We start from the raw sequence: 17,609 nt of genomic DNA, 5'->3' as shown, positions 1-17,609 counted from the left end.
CGGGGCGGGCGACCGCCTCAGCAGCGGCAGGGCGGCGGCGGTCAGGGCGGTGGCCGCGGCGGCCAGGGCGGCGGTCGCGGGGGCCAGGGCGGCGGTCGCGGGGGCCAGGGCGGCGGGTCGCGTCAGGCTCCCGCGCCGGCGAACAGTGCGATGGCCGACGCGCTGCGCCGCGCCGGTCTGGTCGATCCCAAGAACGGCCGTCGCTGAGTGCTTCACCTTGAGGGCTGTGGGGCCGTGGGGACCCGCGCGTCCGTCGTGGCTGGTCGCGCCCGCGTGGCGGCAGCCGCATGTCGCCCGCGGCCCCGCGCCCCTCGCAGGGGCGGATCTAGACTGGCGTCATGTCTGCCGCACGCGTCCTCACCTGGGAAGTGTCCGCGAGCCGAGGGTTCGAGACGGCCTGGGTCCAGGTGCGGGACGGCGTGCTGCGGGCGCGTGGCCGGGCCGTCGGCATGGAGCCGGAGCCGTACTGGGTCACCTACGACCTGGACACCGGCGACGGGTTCGTCACCCGGCGGCTGCGGGTGACGGTCGACTCCGCCGGCGGCAGCCGCTCACTCGATCTGCTCCACGACGGCGGGGGCGGCTGGACCGCGGACGGCGAGCGGCTCCCCGGCGTCGACGGGGCCCTCGACTGCGATCTCGGGCTGTGCCCGCTGACCAACACCATGCCGGTGCTGCGGCACGGGCTGCACCGGGGCCCCGGCGAGCTGGAGTTGCTGATGGCCTGGGTGTCCGTGCCGGACCTGACGGTGCGGCCGTCGCGGCAGACGTACACGCATCGCGGACCCGGACGGGTCCGGTTCGCCTCCGGTGACTTCCGCAGCGACCTGGAGTTCGACGAGGAGGGGTTCGTCGTCGCCTACCCCTCCCTCGCGAGGCGTCTGGCGGCCTAGCGCTCGGTCACCTTGCCGTCCGCGACCTCCAGACGGCGGGTGACGTGCACGGCGTCCAGCATGCGGCGGTCGTGCGTGACCAGCAGCAGGGTGCCCTCGTAGGCGTCGAGGGCCGACTCCAGTTGCTCGATGGCCGGCAGGTCCAGGTGGTTGGTCGGCTCGTCGAGGACCAGGAGGTTGACGCCCCGGCCCTGGAGCAGGGCGAGGGCGGCCCGGGTGCGCTCGCCCGGGGAGAGGGTCGCCGCGGAGCGCAGCACATGGCCGGTCTTGAGGCCGAACTTGGCCAGGAGTGTGCGGACCTCGACCGGTTCGGTGTCCGGGACGGCCGCGCGGAACGCGTCGAGCAGGGTCTCCTCGCCGTGGAACAGCTTGCGGGCCTGGTCGACCTCGCCCAGCAGGACGCCCGAGCCGAGCGCGGCGTGCCCGGCGTCGAGGGGGACGCGGCCGAGCAGGGCGGCGAGCAGCGTGGACTTGCCGGCGCCGTTCGCGCCGGTGACCGCCACGCGGTCGGCCCAGTCGATCTGGAGGGACACCGGGCCGAGGACGAAACCGCCGCGGCGCACCTCGGCGTCCCGCAGGGTGGCGACGACGGCTCCCGAGCGGGGTGCCGAGGCGATCTCCATGCGCAGTTCCCACTCCTTGCGGGGCTCCTCGACCACCTCCAGGCGCTCGATCATGCGCTGGGTCTGGCGGGCTTTCGCGGCCTGCTTCTCGCTGGCCTCGCTGCGGAACTTGCGGCCGATCTTGTCGTTGTCGTTGCCCGCCTTGCGGCGCGCGTTCTTCACGCCCTTGTCCATCCAGGAGCGCTGCGTCTGCGCGCGGTCCTGCAGGGCCGCCTTCTTGTCCGCGTACTCCTCGAACTCGGCGCGGGCGTGCCGCCGGGCGACGTCCCGCTCCTCCAGGTAGGCCGCGTAGCCACCGCCGTAGAGGTTGATCTCCCCCTGGGCGAGGTCGAGTTCGAGGACCTTGGTGACCGTGCGGGTGAGGAACTCGCGGTCGTGGCTGACGACCACCGTGCCGGCGCGCAGGCCGGAGACGAAGCGTTCGAGGCGCTCCAGGCCGTCCAGGTCGAGGTCGTTGGTCGGCTCGTCCAGCAGGAAGACGTCGTAGCGGGACAGCAGCAGGGAGGCGAGTGAGGCCCGGGCGGCCTGGCCGCCGGACAGGGAGGTCATCGGCTGGTCGAGGTCGATCGCGAGGCCGAGGGTGTCGGCGACCTCCTCGGCGCGGTCGTCGAGGTCGGCGCCGCCGAGGCCGAGCCAGCGCTCCAGGCTCGTGGCGTAGGCGTCGTCGGCGCCGGGCGCCCCGTCGACCAGGGCCTGTGTCGCCTCGTCCATGAGCCGCTGGGCCTCGGCGACGCCGGTGCGGCGGGCCAGGAAGGCCCGGACGGTCTCGCCGGGACGGCGGTCGGGCTCCTGCGGCAGGTGGCCGACGGTGGCGGTCGGCGGGGACAGGCGCAGTTCGCCCTGCTCGGGTGCGGTGAGGCCGGCGAGCATCCGCAGCAGGGTGGACTTGCCCGCGCCGTTGGCGCCGACCAGGCCGATGACGTCGCCGGGCGCGACGACGAGGTCGAGCCCGGTGAACAGGGCGCGGTCGCCGTGGCCGGCGGCGAGGTTCTTGGCGACGAGGGTGGCAGTCATCAGAGGGCCGATCCTAGTGGGCCGCTCCGTGGGTCACAGCCGTCGCCAGGACGCTTCCCGTGGTGCGTGCGACGAGGTACGACGCTCCCTTCAGCGCCTTCGGGTCCAGGGCGAGGCGGTGGCGGCCCGGTTCCAGGACGCCGTCGAACAGGTCGTGGGTGTGGGTGCGTGAGAGCCGGTCGATGCGGTAGGCGGTGAGGCTGAGCCGGCACGTGGAGGTGACCTCGACGTCCGCGCCGGCCCCGTCGGCGGTCAGGGCGGTGAGGCGGCGCTGTCCGGCGGGGCTGCGGTCCAGGGCGTGTTCGATCTGGGCGACGAGGAGCGGGACGACCGGGGCGAGGCCGTCGACGTGGGCGACCGGGACCCGGGCCCGTTCGAAGGCGCGGCGCACGGCGGCACGTTCCCGCTCGGCGGTGCCCGGGCCGAAGACGACGGCGCCGTAGCCGCGCAGTTCGTCGGCGGGCACGCCGTCGGCGTCGTGGGCGATGTCGGCGCCCACGCCGATGGTGCGCAGGGCGGCGGCGAGCTTGGCCAGGACGGCGACGCGGGCGCCGATCAGCAGGACGCGGCGCCGGGGGTCGGGGGCGGAGCCGTTCAGCAGGGCGGTCAGGGCCGCGCGGTACTCGCCGCCGCGGAAGCGGAACGGGCCGATGCCGTGGTAGCCGTTGCGTTCGAGGTCTGCGTGTTCGTCGGTCTGCCAGGCGAAGTCCCGCCAGATGACGTCCTCGCCGTCGGGGCGGATCACCGCGGTGACGGCGCCGCAGGCCAGGTCCTCGCACTCGGGGCAGCCGTAGACGACGTACCGGTCCCCGGGCAGCGGGGCCGGGCTCTCCAGGAGCAGGCTGCGGACCTGGGCGGTGAAGATCGCGGGTGGGACGTCGGAGGCGAGCGGGGAGACCGCGTCGAGGTCGGAGAGCCGGAAGAGCAGCGGGCGTCCGTCGACGATGAAGTCCAGGAAGTCCCGGTGGACCTGGTACCCACCGTCCGTGAGGACTCCGCCGGCCCGCATCGCGGGTGCCAGGCCGAAGGTCGTGTACTCGGCGTACTCGGCGCACATGGGGTGAGTATCCCCACACATGGCGTGATGTGAGCACGGCATGACATATTCCGCTACGGTCCGGCCATGGCAGTCGAACCGAGTGACGAGATCGTGGTGGTCGGAGGCGGGGTCGTCGGGCTGACGACCGCGGTGGTCCTGGCCGAGGGCGGGCGGCGGGTCCGGGTGTGGTCGCGGGACGCCGCCGAGGCGACCACCTCCGCCGTTGCGGGTGCGCTGTGGTGGCCCTACCGGATCGAGCCGGCCGCGCTGGCCCGTACCTGGGGCCTGCGGTCGCTGGAGGTGTGCGAGGAGCTGGCGCGGCGGCCCGGGACGACCGGCGTACGCATGGTCGAAGGGGTACTGGGCGAGACCCCGCTCGACGAGGTGGCCGGGTGGCTGGCGGCACGGGTGCCGGAACTGCGGGCGGCCACGCCCGGGGAGTACGCCGGGCCGGGCGTGCGCGCGCGGCTGCCGCTGATCGACATGCCGGCGCATCTGGCGTGGCTGCGGGAGCGGTTCACCGCGGCGGGCGGGGTGGTCGAGGCGCGGACGGTGTCCTCGCTGGCGGAGGCCGACGCACCGGTGGTGGTGAACTGCACGGGCCTCGCGGCGCGGGAGCTGGTGCCGGATCCGTCCGTGCGGCCGGTGCGCGGGCAGCTGGTCGTCGTGGAGAACCCCGGGCTCGACACGTGGCTGGTCTCCCGCGACGCGGCCGGGGAGTACGCGTACCTGTTCCCGCAGCCGGGCGGACTCGTCCTCGGCGGGACGGCGGAGGAGGACGTGTGGTCCCTGGAGCCCGACCCGGCGACGGCCGAGGCGATCGTCGCGCGCTGCGCGCAGCTCCGGCCGGAGGTCGCCGGGGCGAAGGTGCTGGAGCACCGGGTCGGTCTGCGGCCCACCCGCCCGGCGGTCCGCGTGGAGCGCGACGCGCTGCCGGACGGCCGGCTCCTGGTGCACAACTACGGCCACGGCGGCGCGGGCGTCACGGTGGCGTGGGGGTGCGCGGAGGAGGCGGCGCGGCTGGTCACCGGCTGAGGGAAGCCCTCTGGGAAGGCCGGGGCGCCCCGGGCGGAAAGCCCGGGGCGCCCTGGTCCCTTCCGTCAGTGCGGATCCGCCTGCGCTCGTCCGTCAGATCTGCGCTGACGGTGCTCGTCCGTCAGTGCTTGCCGATCGGGTCGCCCTCGACGTCCGGGCCGCGGCCCGGGCCGACGCGGAACTCGAACTCGCCGTCGTACTTCTTGTGGCCCTCGATGACGGCCTGTTCGACGGCCTCGGACCCCATCTGCTCGCGCACGATCACCGGGTCGCGGCGCAGGTCGCGCATGAGTGCGACGCACATGAAGGTCATCACGACGACGAACGGCGCCGCCGCGAGGATCGTGAGGTTCTGCAGGCCTGTCAGGGCGTCGCCCTGCCCGCTGCCCACCATCAGCATGATCGCGGCGACCGCGCCGGTGACCACGCCCCAGAACACGACGACCAGCCGGCCCGGTTCGAGTGCGCCCTTCTGCGACAGCGTGCCCATGACGATCGAGGCCGCGTCCGCGCCCGAGACGAAGAAGATGCCGACCAGGATCATCACGAGCAGGCTGGTCGCGGTGGCGATCGGGAACTGCTGGAGCACGTCGAAGAGCTGCCCCTCCGGGGTCGTCTCCTTGCCCAGCTGCCCCTGCTCCTGCATCTTCATCGCCGAGCCGCCGAAGACCGCGAACCAGATCAGGCTGACCGTGCTGGGCACGAGGATGACACCGCCGACGAACTGCCGGATGGTCCTGCCCCGGCTGATCCGGGCGATGAACATGCCGACGAAGGGCGTCCAGGAGATCCACCACGCCCAGTAGAAGACGGTCCAGCTGCCCAGCCAGTCGGCGACGCCCTCGCCGCCGCTGGCCTCGGTGCGCCCGGCCAGCTGGGGCAGGTCGCCGAGGTAGGCGAAGACCGAGGTGGGCAGCAGGTCCAGGACGATGATGGTCGGCCCGGCCACGAACACGAACAGGGCGAGCACCAGCGCCAGCACCATGTTGGTGTTGGACAGCCACTGGATGCCCTTCTCCACGCCCGACACCGCGGACGCGACGAAGGCCAGGGTCAGCACCGCGATGATCGCGACGAGCAGCCCGGTGCTCACCTTGTCCATCCAGTTCAGCTCCTGCACGCCGGAGCCGATCTGCAGCGCGCCGAGCCCGAGGGAGGCGGCGGAGCCGAAGACGGTCGCGACGATCGCGAGGATGTCGATGACCCGGCCGACGGCGCCGTTCGCGTGCTTCTTGCCGATGAGCGGGGTGAACACGGCGCTGATGGTCTGCCGCCGGCGCCTGCGGAAGGTGCTGTAGGCGATGGCGAGACCCACCACGGCGTAGATCGCCCAGGGGTGGAGCGTCCAGTGGAAGAGGGTGGTCGCCATGGCCGTCTCCATGCGTTCGCCGGAGTCGGCCGGGTCGGTGCCCGGCGGGGCCGTCGAGTAGTGCGACAGCGGCTCGCTCACGCCGTAGAACATCAGGCCGATGCCCATGCCGGCGCTGAACATCATGGCGACCCAGGAGACCGTGCGGAACTCCGGCTCCTCGCCCTCCGCGCCCAGGTGGATCCGGCCGTAGCGGCTGATCGCGAGCCAGAGCGCGAAGACGACGAAGCCGGAGGCGGCCAGCATGAACGCCCAGCCGCCGTTGTGCATCAGGCCGCTGAGCATGCTGGTGGAGACGTCTTCGAGCGAGTCGGTCGCCGCGGCGCCCCAGACCACGAAGGCGAGGGTGAGCACCGCTGTGACGCCGAAGACGATGCGGTCGGTCCGCGGCCGGTCCCGGCCGGGCAGGCCCGCTTCCGACCCCGGCAGCGCGGCCCCCTCGTGGGAGTCCTTGTCCCTTGGTCGTTCTTGCGTCACAGGCGGCACCTCTCATCGAAACAGCACGGAGAATCGGTTCCTCCGTAACGCTGCTACCACGTGTGGCGGATTTTCACCCCCTCAGCACGCGGTTTCGCGTGAACCTTCTGTGAGGTGGTACTCGGCCCGGTCGTCCAGCAGCAGGGGGACGAGGGCCCGCAGGGGCTGGCGCAGCGGGACGAGCACGCCCTCGGCGTCCTCGCGTACCCGCACCCCGTGCAGGGCGAGCTCGTCGCCCACCTCGGCGTACTGGGCGGCCGTGAGCCGGTATCCACAGGGTGGGTCCGTGATGACGTCGGACGTCCCGGGCGGATCGTTGTCGGCGCCGCCGACGTAGACCGGGCCGGAGTCGGCGTACCCGGCGAGGCGGGCCCGGCCGGTGGCCGCCTCGATCCGGCCGCGGCGCTCGTCGGTGTAGCCGAACAGACCCTTCAGGGCGGCCAGCTGGGAGGTCACCCGGCGTCGGTTGTTCAGCGCCTCGTCCGCCTTCTCGGCGTCGGTGAGCGGGTCGACGCGGCTCTCGATGAGCAGGCCGACGGAGTGCTTCACGCCGGACATGTTGCGCAGGATGCGCTCCTGTCCGTCCCCGGCGACCTGTCTGATCGGCTCGCCCGTGTCCGGGTCGGTCCAGATGCCGTAGGTGCCGGTCGAGTGGGCGGCCCGCTGCGCGGCGGGGCGGACGTAGTCCTCGGACAGGGTCCGCGCCTCCTCGTGGACCGCGTCGTGCGTGTTGAGGTTGCGCGGCCAGAGATCGAACAGGGCCTTGTCGTAGTACGGGGGTGTGGCGCCGTACTCGTGCAGGTCGTAGACGAGGTCGGGGCGCTGGTCGCGCAGGACGGCGGCCAGGGCGCGGCCTTCGGCGGTCTGCAGGGCCAGGTGGTCGCGGTTGATGTCGACGCCGTCGCTGTTGCCGCGTGTGCCGGCGGCCCGGCCGTCCGGGTTGGCGGTGGGCACGACGAGCACCGTGGTGCGGTCCAGGAAGCGCCGGGTGCGGCTGTCCCGGGCGTACGCGAGGTCGCGGATCGTGGTGAGGCAGGCCTCGCGGCCGGAGGGCTCGTCGCCGTGCTGGCTGCAGACGAGCAGCACCTTGTTCGGACCGGGCCGGGTGCCGATCCGGACGAGCTGGAGGGGGCGGCCCTGCTCGGTCGTGCCGAAGCGGGACACGGAGACCCGGCTGCTCGACCGGTCGACGGCCCGGAGGAAGTCCTGCTCCTCGGGCTGGGTGGTCCAGCGGGCGCCGTTCGTCCGCTCGAAGCCGGTGCGCGGCGGTGCGTCCGTGGTGGTCGCCTCGGCCGGGACGGCGACCAGGGACGCGGCGAGCGCCGCTGCGGTGAGGATCAGGGCGCGGACGCGGATCACTGGGCTCCCCCCGGGACGCGGTGCGTGGTGCGCGGCTCCCGTACGCCGTCCAGCAGGGACGCGCCGGGCAGGGCGGACGCGGCACCCGCGGTGGCGCGGGCGAAGGCGGTGGCCCCGCCGACGAACGGCACGCGTGCCGAGGTGCGGGCGAGGTCGAGTGTCAGCTTCGGCCGGTCGGCGGGCGGGTCGATGAGGTCCTTGTCGGTGCCCGCGACGATCAGCGCCAGGCGGTGGCCCTTGGGCACGACGTGGTCGGTGGCCGCCAGGTCGAGGGTGATCGTGTACCGCTTGCCCGGGGTGAGCGGGGCGCCCTTGGCCGCGGAGGCGTGGTTGCCGAGGTCGGCCCAGCCGCGGCTGACGATCGTGTAGTCGACGTCGGCGGTCTTCGCCTTCGTCTCCTTGAAGCAGGCGCTGTCGCCGGCGGTGCTCGCGCCCCAGCAGGTGCGGTCGGTGAGCGTGGTGATGCCCTCGCCCGGGTCGGCGTAGTCGCGGATGCTCGCGGGGCCGACGTCCACGAGGACGGCGGAGAGGTGGGCCGTCGGGGTGGAGGGCGTCGCGGTGACGGTGACCTCGGACGAGCCGGACAGGCGCAGGTCGCGGGTGAGCGGTCCGGTGACGAACCCGGCCTTCTCCGGTGTCGGCTTGTCGATGCTCGCGGCCCAGTCGGTCTCGCTCAGCGCGGGGTCGTCGGTGACGGTCCCGGTGCCGTGGCGGCGGTGCAGGCCGAGGGTGCCGACGCCGTCCTGGGAGCCCTGGCCGGGGCGCAGGGTGGCGGCGCGGGTGCCGCTCGGGGGCCAGGTCCGGGAGGTGGTCCACTGGTCGGGCGCGCGTTCGATGTCGGCCATGGGCTCGCGGTCGACGCCGTTGTCGTAGCCCATGAGTTCGTGGTCGAACCAGCGGTGCAGGGTCTCGACCCAGTCCGCGCGCCGGAAGTCGAAGGGGTCGACGTGGCCGGTCTGCGAGAGCCAGATCTTGCGGTCGACGCCGTTCTTCGCGAGGGCGTCCCACCACTGGCCGACGTGCTTCATGCGGACGTTGAGGTCCTGCATGCCGTGCACGAGGAAGACGCTGGCCTTCACCTTGCGGGCGGCCCGTACGTAGTCGCGCTCGGCCCACAGCGGGGTCAGGTCGCCGCTGCGCGGGGCGCCGTCGACGAGCTTGCGCTGCACGGCACCGCACCGGGCGCGGGCGTCGGGGCTGTCGACGTAGTTCGAGAGCCAGTCGGGGCCGGAGTCGTAGAGCGGGGCGCCCTGCTGGAAGTAGTAGTCGTACCAGGAGGAGATGGCGCTGATCGGGACGATGGTCTCCAGGCCCTCGACGCCGGTGGCGGCGACGCCGTTGGCGATGGTGCCGTCCCAGCTCTTGCCGATCATGCCGGTGCGGCCTTTGGTCCAGCCGGCCTCGGCCCGGGTCGTGCCGGTGCGGGTGGTGTACGCCTTGGCGCGGCCGTTGAGCCAGTCGACGACTGCCTTGGCCGACTGGATGTCGGAGCGGCCGCCGACGTCGACGCAGCCGTCGGAGCGATTGGTTCCGGCCAGGTCGACACCGACGACGGCGTAGCCGCGCGGTACGAAGTAGTTGTCGTAGAACAGCGGCATCTGCGTGACGTCGCCGTCTCCGTCGTAGGTCTTCTTCTGACTCTCGTTGCCGCGCCCGCAGCAGGAGTAGTACGGGCTGGCGTCCATGATGACAGGGACCTTGCGGCCCTGGGCGGCGGGTTCGCGGGGGCGGACGATGTCGACGGCGACCCGGTCGCTCTTTCCGTCGCCGTCACCGTCGAGTCCGGTGTCCACCCAGACGGCCTCGCGGATGGCGTTGCCGTAGGAGTGGACGGGTTCGCTCCCGCGCGGTGCGGCCTGGGCCGCCGCCGGGGTGAGCAGTGTGGCCATCAGGGCGGCCGTGGCCGCCGTCGCGAGCGGTCTCCAGGTCGTGAAGCGCGTGCGTTTCGGCATGCGCCGGACGGTACATCGGTGAACTCCTGTTCAGAAGAGGGCCGCTGACGGACCGGCGTGTCCGGAAACGGCCGGCGGGGCCGGTGTCGCATGTCGGCCGAATGGCGATCGTGTGACAAGGGAGGCCATGGACATGACCAGTGACACAAGGAGTCAATAGGCTCCGGACAGACTTCGGGACCTACGACTTGGAGCCTTGCGTGCACCGCAGAATCATCGCGCCGGGAGCCCTGGCAGCGGCCGTTCTCCTGCTGGCGATCCCGGCATCGGCCGCCCCCCACTCCCCCGGCGCGCCGGGTATCGGCGACCCCTACTACCCGGTCTACGGCAATGGCGGATACGACGTCTCCCACTACGACCTCCGGCTGAAGTACCAGCCGGCGACGGACGAACTGGAGGGCACGGCCACCCTCGTGGCCCGCACCACCCAGGACCTGACGCGCTTCAACCTCGACTTCCTGCTGGAGGTCGACGAGGTGCGCGTCAACGGGGCCAAGGCCTCGTTCACGACCTCCGGCGAGCACGAGCTGGAGATCACGCCGAAGACCCCGCTGTCCAAGGGCACGGCCGTCACGGTCGTCGTGCGCTACCACGGCGTGCCGTCGTCGAAGCGGGCCTACGGCTTCACCAGCTGGCACCGCACCCCGGACGGCGGCGTCGCGGCCAACGAGCCGGAGGCGGCCGCGTGGTGGTTCCCGAGCAACGACCACCCGCTCGACAAGGCCACCTACGACGTGTCCGTGCTGGTCCCCGACGGCACCCAGGCCATCTCCAACGGCACGCTGCAGTCGACGAGTTCACGGCTCGGCTGGACGCGCTGGAACTGGCGCTCCAACAAGCCGCAGGCCACGTACCTCGCGACGCTCGCCGTCGGGAAGTTCGACCTCACGACCGGCACGACCGAGAGCGGCATCCCGGTCGTCAACGCCTACAGCAAGGACCTGGGCGACCACGCCGGCGCGGCCCGCGCGAGCATCGAGCGCAGCGGCGAGATCGCGGACTGGCTGAGCGAGTACTTCGGGCCGTACCCGTACAACGCGCTCGGCGGGTACGTCCCGAACACGAACACCGGGTACGCGCTGGAGACCCAGACCCGGCCGTTCTACAGCCCCCGGAACTTCGCCAACGGGTCGAACACGTCCGTCGTCGTCCACGAGCTGGCCCACCAGTGGTACGGGGACGTGGTGTCCCTCAAGGGCTGGAAGGACATCTGGATCAACGAGGGCTTCGCGCGGTACGCGCAGTGGCTCTGGTCCGAGCACGAGGGCGAGGGCACCGCGCAGGAGCTCGCCGACTACGTGTACGCCTCGCACCCGGCCGACGACCCGTTCTGGACGGTCCGGCCCGGGGACCCCGGGCCGGACAGGCAGTTCGACATCGCGGTCTACGACCGGGGCGCGCTCGCCGTGCAGGCGCTGCGCAACGCGGTCGGCGACGAGGCGTTCTTCGCGATCCTCAAGGGCTGGCCGCAGAAGTACGCGCACGGCAACGCGTCCGTCGCCGACTTCCAGCGCTATGCCGAGGAGGTGTCCGGCAAGCCGCTGGCCGCCCTGTTCGACACGTGGCTGTTCCAGCCCTCCAAGCCGGGGGTGCCGGCCGCCCGGGCCGCGGCGGTCGCGAAGGCGGCCAAGGCGGTGCCGCAGCCGAGGTCGTGGAAGCGGATCGCGGCGACCAACGGGGTGCACGAGCACGGCGGCCGCGCGGAGGGCGCCGGGCACCGGCACTGACGCGCCGCGTCCCGCCCCGCGGTCTACGGTGGGCCCATACGCACCGGGCGTATGGGCCGGGCGGCATGACACGAAGGCGGCCGACGGAGGTGCCGGGCGTGCGGAACGTGGCGATCGTCGAGGCACCGTCCGTGCTCGGGCTGCGCCCCACGGGGTGGAGGACCTGGCGTCGGCGCTGCTGGGCACCGGGCTGGCCGCGGCGCTCGGCGCCGAGATCGCGGGCCGGGTCGAGCCGCCGCCGTACGACCCGGAGCGGGACGCGGAGACCGGGGTGCTGAACCCGGGGGGCATCGCGGCGTACTCGGCGGCGCTGGCCGACGCCGTGGGCGGTGTCCTCGACGGCGGCCGCTTCCCGCTCGTGCTCGGCGGCGACTGCAGTGTGCTGCTGGGCAACCTGCTCGCACTGCGCCGCCGGGACCGGCACGGGCTGCTGTTCCTCGACGGGCACACGGACTTCTACCAGCCGGAGGCCGAGCCGGCCGGCGAGGTGGCCTCGATGGAACTCGCCCTGGCCACCGGGCGCGGCCCGCGCGTCCTGGCCGATCTGGAGGGCCGGGGGCCGCTCGTGCGGGACGCGGACGTCGTCGCCCTGGGGTTCCGGGACGCGGAGGAGTCCGCGGCGTTCGGGATGCAGCCGCTGCCGGGCGCGCTGCACGCGATGGAGCTGGACACCGTGCGCGCCCTGGGGGCGGCCGAGGCGGCCCGGCGGGCGGTCGGGCTGCTGAGCGGCGACGGCGCGGGGGCCGGGTACTGGGTGCACCTCGACGTCGACGTGCTGGACGACGCGCTGATGCCGGCCGTGGACCACCGCCAGCCGGACGGTCTGAGCTGGCAGGAGCTGGAGACGATCCTGCGCACGGCCCTCGCGTCCGGTACGGCGGTGGGTCTCGACGTGGCGATCTTCAACCCCCGCCTGGATCCGGACGGCACCCTCACCCGGCGCCTCGCCGACTGCCTGGTCCGGGCCTTCGACGCCGGGGCCTGAGCCGGTCTTCACTCCCCGTGGTCGTACACCGTCACCGGTATGCCCTGCCGCACCAGCCGCTCCTCGACCAGCGGCTCGACCCGGGACCACCTGCCACCGGCGAGCCCGCAGCCGATCCGCGGCATGTGCACGGAGGCCCCGACCTCCCGCGCTCGCTCCGCGACGGCCCCCAGGGCCCGGTCGATCGCCTCATAGCGCACGGGGACGCCTTTGCTGCCGGTCCTGGTCCCGTGCTGGCCGATCATGTTGGCCACCCACACGTACGCTTCCACCTGCACGAACTGCACCGCGCCCAGGCCGAAGTCGTTCTTCGCCCGGCCGCGGTGCCAGGCCCGGTAGGCCGTCTCAGGCCCCGGCCAGCGGCGTGAGACCGCGAGGACGAAGCCCTTGCCCCAGCCCCCGGCGTCATTGCAGACGTGGGCGATGATCTTGACGCCCTTCACGGACGGAGCGGTGGCGTCGCCCCGGATGTAATCGATCCCCGGCATGACGCCACCGTAGACGGGGCCACTGACAGCGGCCCGGGCCGTCACCTCGTCAGCTGCGACAGCTCCTGGTCGGCCGTCTGGGACACCCTGCGGCGGACGCCGTACCAGCCTGCCACCAGCATGATCGCGATGAGCGGGATGAGCAGGAGGGTCTTGCGGCCGACCTCCGGGTCGTTCCACATCATGCCGAGGCAGGCCAGCAGGAAGGCGATCGTGGCGATCTCCGTGACCGGGCTGCCGAAGAGGCGGAAGGAGGGGCGGGCGACCAGGCCCGCCTTGGCGCGGCGGACGAAGACCAGGTGGCAGATCATGATGATCACCCACGTGCTGATGATGCCGAGGGAGGCGACGTTCAGCACGATCTCGAAGGCCTGGGCCGGGACGAGGAAGTTCAGGCCGACGCCCAGCACGCAGACCCCGCAGGTGAGCAGGATGCCGCCGTAGGGGACCTGGCTGCGGTTCATGCGGGCGGTGAACTTCGGCGCGGAGCCGGCCATCGCCATCGAGCGCAGGATGCGGCCCGTGGAGTACAGGCCGGAGTTGAGCGAGGACATCGCGGCGGTCAGGACCACCAGGTTCATCACGTCGCCCGCGGCCGGGACGCCGATCTTCGACAGGACCGTGACGAAGGGGCTCTGGTCGGCCGAGTAGACCGAGCCGGGCAGCAGGAGGGCGAGCAGGACGACCGAGCCGACGTAGAACAGGCCGACGCGCCACATGATCGAGTTCACCGCGCGCGGGACGACCTTCTCCGGCTCGGCGGTCTCGCCCGCCGCGACGCCGACCAGCTCCAGCGCGGCGTACGCGAAGATCACGCCCTGCATCACCAGGACGACCGGCATCATGCCGTGCGGGAAGACGCCGCCGTTGTCGGTGATGACGCTCAGGCCCGGGGTCTGGCCGCCCACCTCGTGCTGCGTGGCGAGCAGGAAGATGCCGATGAACATGAAGCCGACGAGCGTCGCGACCTTGATGATCGCGAACCAGAACTCCATCTCGCCGAAGATCTTCACCGAGATCAGGTTCACGGCGAGCACCACCGCGAGGGCGATCAGCGCAAGCACCCACTGCGGGATGTCGGTGAACAGGCTCCAGTAGTGCGTGTACAGCGCGATCGCGGTGATGTCGGCGATGCCGGTGGTCGACCAGTTCAGGAAGTACATCCAGCCGGCGACGTAGGCGCCCTTCTCGCCGAGGAACTCGCGCGCGTAGGAGACGAAGGAGCCCGAGGAGGGGCGGTACAGGACCAGCTCGCCGAGGGCCCGGACGACGAAGAAGGCGAAGATGCCGCAGACCAGGTAGGCGATCGCCAGCGCGGGGCCGGCGTTGTGGAGACGGCCGCCGGCGCCGAGGAAGAGGCCGGTGCCGATGGCCCCGCCGATGGCGATCATGTTGACGTGCCGGGCCTTGAGGTCCTTGCTGTAGCCGGCGTCGCCCGCGTCCGCGGGCACCTGGGCCGCATCGGTACGCGGCGTGGCCGCAGCCGTGTTCACGGCGTCCTTGCTCACGGTGGATCCACTCTCTGGTGCGCCCGAGCGGGTCACGCTCGGCTTCCGGACGTACATAAGGTCTGCGCCCTCTGTCAGGGCACAGACCAAGGGGCCACCTTCCCCCACGCCGCGCAGCTCACGCGATGGCACACGTCACACAGCGCGACTTCTCACACCGCCTTCACGTTCGCCGCCATGGGTTTCACAGCACTGGTGAGACAGCGATACTGCTGCACATGACGACCGACGCCGAGGAGCCGACCCTCACCATCGACGAGCTGGCCGCCCGGGCCGGTGTCACGGTGCGCACGGTCCGCTTCTACGGCACGAAGGGGCTGCTGCCGCCGCCGGTGCTGGGTCCCCGGCGCGTGGGGCACTACGGGCGGGAGCACCTGGACCGGCTCGCGCTGATCGAGGAGCTGCAGCGGCAGGGGCTGACGCTGGCCGGCATCGAGCGGTATCTGCGGCAGCTGCCGGCGGACCTGAGCGCGCACGACCTGGCCATTCACCGGGCAGTGGTGGCGTCCTGGGCGCCGGACACCGTCGAGACGGTCACCCGGCGGGAGCTGGCGCGGCGGGCCGGGCGGCCCCTGGACGAGGAGGACGTCGAGCGGCTCGTCGCGATGGGCGTGGTGCGGCCCGCCGGGGACGGCTACGAGGCCGATCTCGGTCTGCTCCGGCTGGGCGCGGGCCTGCTGGACGTGCCGCTGTCCCCGGAGGCGATCTTCGCGGCGCGCAAGGTCCTGCTCGAACACGCGCGCGCCGCGGCCCGGGAGCTCTCCCAGCTCTTCCGCGGCGAGGTGGCGGAGCGTGACGCGCGGGACGTGCGGTCCCTGTCGGCGCACATGCACCCTCTGGTGGTGCAGGCGCTCCTCACCGCGTTCCAGCGCTCGCTCCAGGAAGAGCTGGGCGAGTGGCTGACCCGTCCTGCCGACGGGCCGGCCGCGGACTAGTCGCTGAAGCGCTCCCCCTTCTCCGCCTTCTCCACGAGCAGGGCGGGCGGGGTGAACCGGTCGCCGTAGCGCTCGGCGAGTTCCCGCGCGCGGGCCACGAAGGCGGGCAGTCCGACACCTGCCCCGGCGCCGCCGTCGTAGCCGTTGATGTACTGGAGCACGCCGCCGGTCCAGCCCGGGAAGCCGATGCCGAAGATGGAGCCGATGTTGGCGTCGGCGACGGAGGTCAGCACGCCCTCCTCCAGCAGCCGCACGGTGTCCAGCGCCTCGGAGAAGAGCATGCGTTCCTGCATGTCCTCGAACGGGATCCGGTGACCGGGCCGGGTGAAGTGCTCGCGCAGTCCCGGCCAGAGCCGGGCGCGCCTGCCGTCCTCGTCGTAGTCGTAGAAGCCCGCGCCGCCGCTGCGGCCCGTGCGGCCGAACTCGTCGACCATGCGGTCGATGACGGCCTCGGCGGGGTGGGGCGTCCAGGTGCCGCCGGCCTCCTCGACCGCGCGCCGGGACTCGGCGCGGATCTTGCGGGGCAGGGTCAGTGTCAGCTCGTCCATGAGGGACAGCACCTTGGCCGGGTAGCCGGCCTGCGCGGCGGCCTGTTCGACGGAGGCGGGCTCGATGCCCTCGCCGACCATGGCGACGCCCTCGTTGATGAAGTGGCCGATGACGCGGGAGGTGAAGAAGCCACGCGAGTCGTTGACGACGATCGGCGTCTTGTTGATCTGCCGGACCAGGTCGAAGGCGCGGGCGAGGGCCTCCTCGCCGGTGCGCTCGCCCTTGATGATCTCGACGAGCGGCATCTTGTCGACGGGCGAGAAGAAGTGCAGGCCGATGAAGTCGCCCTGCCGTTCGACGCCTTCGGCGAGGGCGGTGATGGGCAGGGTGGAGGTGTTGGAGCACAGCAGCGCGTCGGGGGCGACGACGTGCTGGATCTCCTGGAACACCTTGTGCTTGAGGGAGGTGTCCTCGAAGACGGCCTCGATGACCGCGTCGCAGCCGGCCAGGTCCTGGACCTCGGCGGTGGGCGTGATGCGGGCGAGCAGCGCGTCGGCCTTCTCCCGGGTCGTCCGGCCCTTGGCGACGGCCTTGGCGCACAGCTTCTCGGAGTAGCCCTTGCCCTTGAGGGCCGCTTCCAGGGAGACGTCCTTCAGGACGACGTCGATGCCGGCGCGGGCGCAGGAGTAGGCGATGCCGGCGCCCATCATGCCGGCGCCGAGGACGGCCACCTTGCCCACCTTGCGGGGCTCGACGCCCTTGGGGCGGTTGGCGCCGGAGTTGACGGCCTGGAGGTCGAAGAAGAACGCCTGGATCATGTTCTTCGAGGTCTGTCCCGCGGCCAGTTCGACGAAGTAGCGGGCCTCGATGACCTGCGCGGTCTCGAAGTCGACCTGGGCGCCCTCGACGGCCGCGGCGAGGATGTTGCGCGGGGCGGGGTAGGGAGCGCCGTTCGTCTGCTTGCGCAGGGTGGCGGGGAAGGCGGGCAGGTTCGCGGCGAACTTGGGGTTGGCCGGCGTGCCGCCCGGGATGCGGTAGCCCGGCCTGTCCCAGGGCTGCTGCGACTCGGGGTTGGCGTCGATGAAGGCCCGGGCCTTGGCGAGCATGTCCTCGTGGCTGTCGGCGACCTCGTCGACGAGGCCGTTGTCCAGGGCGCGGCGCGGGCTGTACTGGGTGCCCTGGAGGAGGACCTTCAGCAGGGCGTCGGCGATGCCCAGCAGGCGGACCGTGCGGACCACGCCGCCGCCTCCGGGCAGCAGGCCGAGGGTGACCTCGGGGCAGCCGATCTTCGAGCCGGGCGCGTCCAGGGCGATCCGGTGGTGGCAGGCCAGGGCGATCTCGTAACCGCCGCCGAGGGCCGCGCCGTTGAGGGCGGCGACGACGGGCTTGCCGAGGGACTCGATGCGGCGCAGGTTCCGCTTGATGGCCATGCCGCCGTCGAACAGCTCCTGGGCGGTCTCGGGCGTGACGCGGATGAGGTCGCGCAGGTCGCCGCCGGCGAAGAAGGTCTTCTTGGCGGAGGTGATGATGACGCCCCGGATGGAGTCCTTCTCGGCCTCCAGCCGGTCGGTGACCGCGGCGAGGGAGTCGCGGAACGCCTGGTTCATGGTGTTCGCGGACTGGTTGGGGTCGTCGATCACAAGGGTGACGAGGCCGGTGCGGTCCTGTTCCCAGCGGATGGTGGTGGACTCAGTGCTCATGTGGAGGTGCTCCGTG

Annotated in this window: 14 protein-coding genes; 5 read left to right on the top strand and 9 right to left on the bottom strand. The window is 72.4% G+C overall.

What is annotated here, in order from left to right:
- Window positions 1-216: hypothetical protein (locus CHR28_RS38785; protein WP_179272417.1), on the bottom strand; the 216-nt coding region annotated here is incomplete at its 3' end.
- Window positions 217-338: 122 nt separating this feature from the next.
- Between CHR28_RS38785 and CHR28_RS13300 the strand changes: the two genes are divergently transcribed.
- On the top strand, window positions 339-893 hold the full coding sequence (locus tag CHR28_RS13300; protein ID WP_094053790.1) for a putative glycolipid-binding domain-containing protein: 555 nt from the start codon (window positions 339-341) through the stop codon (window positions 891-893).
- Here CHR28_RS13300 and CHR28_RS13295 read toward each other — a convergent pair.
- The gene (locus CHR28_RS13295) at window positions 890-2,530 is read right to left on the bottom strand and encodes an ABC-F family ATP-binding cassette domain-containing protein (protein WP_094053789.1); all 1,641 of its coding nucleotides are present in this window, start codon (window positions 2,528-2,530) and stop codon (window positions 890-892) included. The two genes, CHR28_RS13300 and CHR28_RS13295, sit on opposite strands and share 4 nt — an antisense overlap.
- A gap of 13 nt (window positions 2,531-2,543) precedes the next feature.
- Window positions 2,544-3,587 (bottom strand): oxidoreductase, encoded by a 1,044-nt coding sequence (locus CHR28_RS13290; RefSeq protein ID WP_094053788.1) that lies wholly within the window; start codon window positions 3,585-3,587, stop codon window positions 2,544-2,546.
- 66 nt (window positions 3,588-3,653) lie between these two features.
- On the opposite strand from CHR28_RS13290, the gene CHR28_RS13285 reads away from it, so the two are divergent.
- Window positions 3,654-4,604: an NAD(P)/FAD-dependent oxidoreductase gene (locus CHR28_RS13285; protein WP_094053787.1), complete on the top strand. Its 951-nt coding sequence runs from the start codon at window positions 3,654-3,656 to the stop codon at window positions 4,602-4,604.
- A gap of 121 nt (window positions 4,605-4,725) precedes the next feature.
- Here the strand turns inward: CHR28_RS13285 and CHR28_RS13280 are convergent, their stop codons facing one another.
- From CHR28_RS13280 to CHR28_RS13270, 3 genes are all read right to left on the bottom strand, one after another.
- On the bottom strand, window positions 4,726-6,450 hold the full coding sequence (locus CHR28_RS13280) for a BCCT family transporter (protein WP_094053786.1): 1,725 nt from the start codon (window positions 6,448-6,450) through the stop codon (window positions 4,726-4,728).
- Window positions 6,451-6,531: 81 nt separating this feature from the next.
- Window positions 6,532-7,809 carry a M14 family metallopeptidase gene (locus tag CHR28_RS13275; protein WP_094053785.1) on the bottom strand — a complete coding sequence of 426 codons (1,278 nt, stop codon included), beginning with the start codon at window positions 7,807-7,809 and terminating at the stop codon, window positions 6,532-6,534.
- Window positions 7,806-9,761: a Xaa-Pro dipeptidyl-peptidase gene (locus CHR28_RS13270; RefSeq protein ID WP_094053784.1), complete on the bottom strand. Its 1,956-nt coding sequence runs from the start codon at window positions 9,759-9,761 to the stop codon at window positions 7,806-7,808. The genes CHR28_RS13275 and CHR28_RS13270 overlap by 4 nt, the downstream gene beginning before the upstream one ends.
- A gap of 200 nt (window positions 9,762-9,961) precedes the next feature.
- On the opposite strand from CHR28_RS13270, the gene CHR28_RS13265 reads away from it, so the two are divergent.
- A complete protein-coding gene (locus CHR28_RS13265; protein ID WP_179272416.1) occupies window positions 9,962-11,488 on the top strand; it encodes a M1 family metallopeptidase in 1,527 nt (508 codons plus the stop codon).
- 154 nt (window positions 11,489-11,642) lie between these two features.
- Complete coding sequence (locus CHR28_RS13260; RefSeq protein WP_256984237.1) at window positions 11,643-12,473, top strand: arginase family protein; 831 nt, start codon at window positions 11,643-11,645, stop codon at window positions 12,471-12,473.
- A gap of 8 nt (window positions 12,474-12,481) precedes the next feature.
- Here the strand turns inward: CHR28_RS13260 and CHR28_RS13255 are convergent, their stop codons facing one another.
- Both CHR28_RS13255 and CHR28_RS13250 read right to left on the bottom strand, forming a co-directional pair.
- Window positions 12,482-12,961 (bottom strand): macro domain-containing protein, encoded by a 480-nt coding sequence (locus CHR28_RS13255; RefSeq protein ID WP_094053807.1) that lies wholly within the window; start codon window positions 12,959-12,961, stop codon window positions 12,482-12,484.
- A gap of 41 nt (window positions 12,962-13,002) precedes the next feature.
- On the bottom strand, window positions 13,003-14,469 hold the full coding sequence (locus CHR28_RS13250) for an amino acid permease (RefSeq protein ID WP_094053782.1): 1,467 nt from the start codon (window positions 14,467-14,469) through the stop codon (window positions 13,003-13,005).
- A 218-nt stretch (window positions 14,470-14,687) separates the two neighbouring features.
- Between CHR28_RS13250 and CHR28_RS13245 the strand changes: the two genes are divergently transcribed.
- Window positions 14,688-15,404 (top strand): MerR family transcriptional regulator, encoded by a 717-nt coding sequence (locus CHR28_RS13245; protein ID WP_179272415.1) that lies wholly within the window; start codon window positions 14,688-14,690, stop codon window positions 15,402-15,404.
- Here CHR28_RS13245 and CHR28_RS13240 read toward each other — a convergent pair.
- Entirely contained in the window at window positions 15,401-17,593 is a 2,193-nt protein-coding gene (locus CHR28_RS13240) for a 3-hydroxyacyl-CoA dehydrogenase NAD-binding domain-containing protein (RefSeq protein ID WP_094053780.1), read from the bottom strand. The two genes, CHR28_RS13245 and CHR28_RS13240, sit on opposite strands and share 4 nt — an antisense overlap.
- Between the last annotated feature and the right edge of the window lie 16 nt (window positions 17,594-17,609).

It is taken from the genome of Streptomyces sp. XY006, from assembly GCF_002237655.1.
Taxonomy (GTDB): Bacteria; Actinomycetota; Actinomycetes; order Streptomycetales; family Streptomycetaceae; genus Streptomyces; species Streptomyces levis.
Note: the sequence above shows the minus strand (reverse complement) of the source record. Positions and strands in the feature narration are given on the sequence as shown.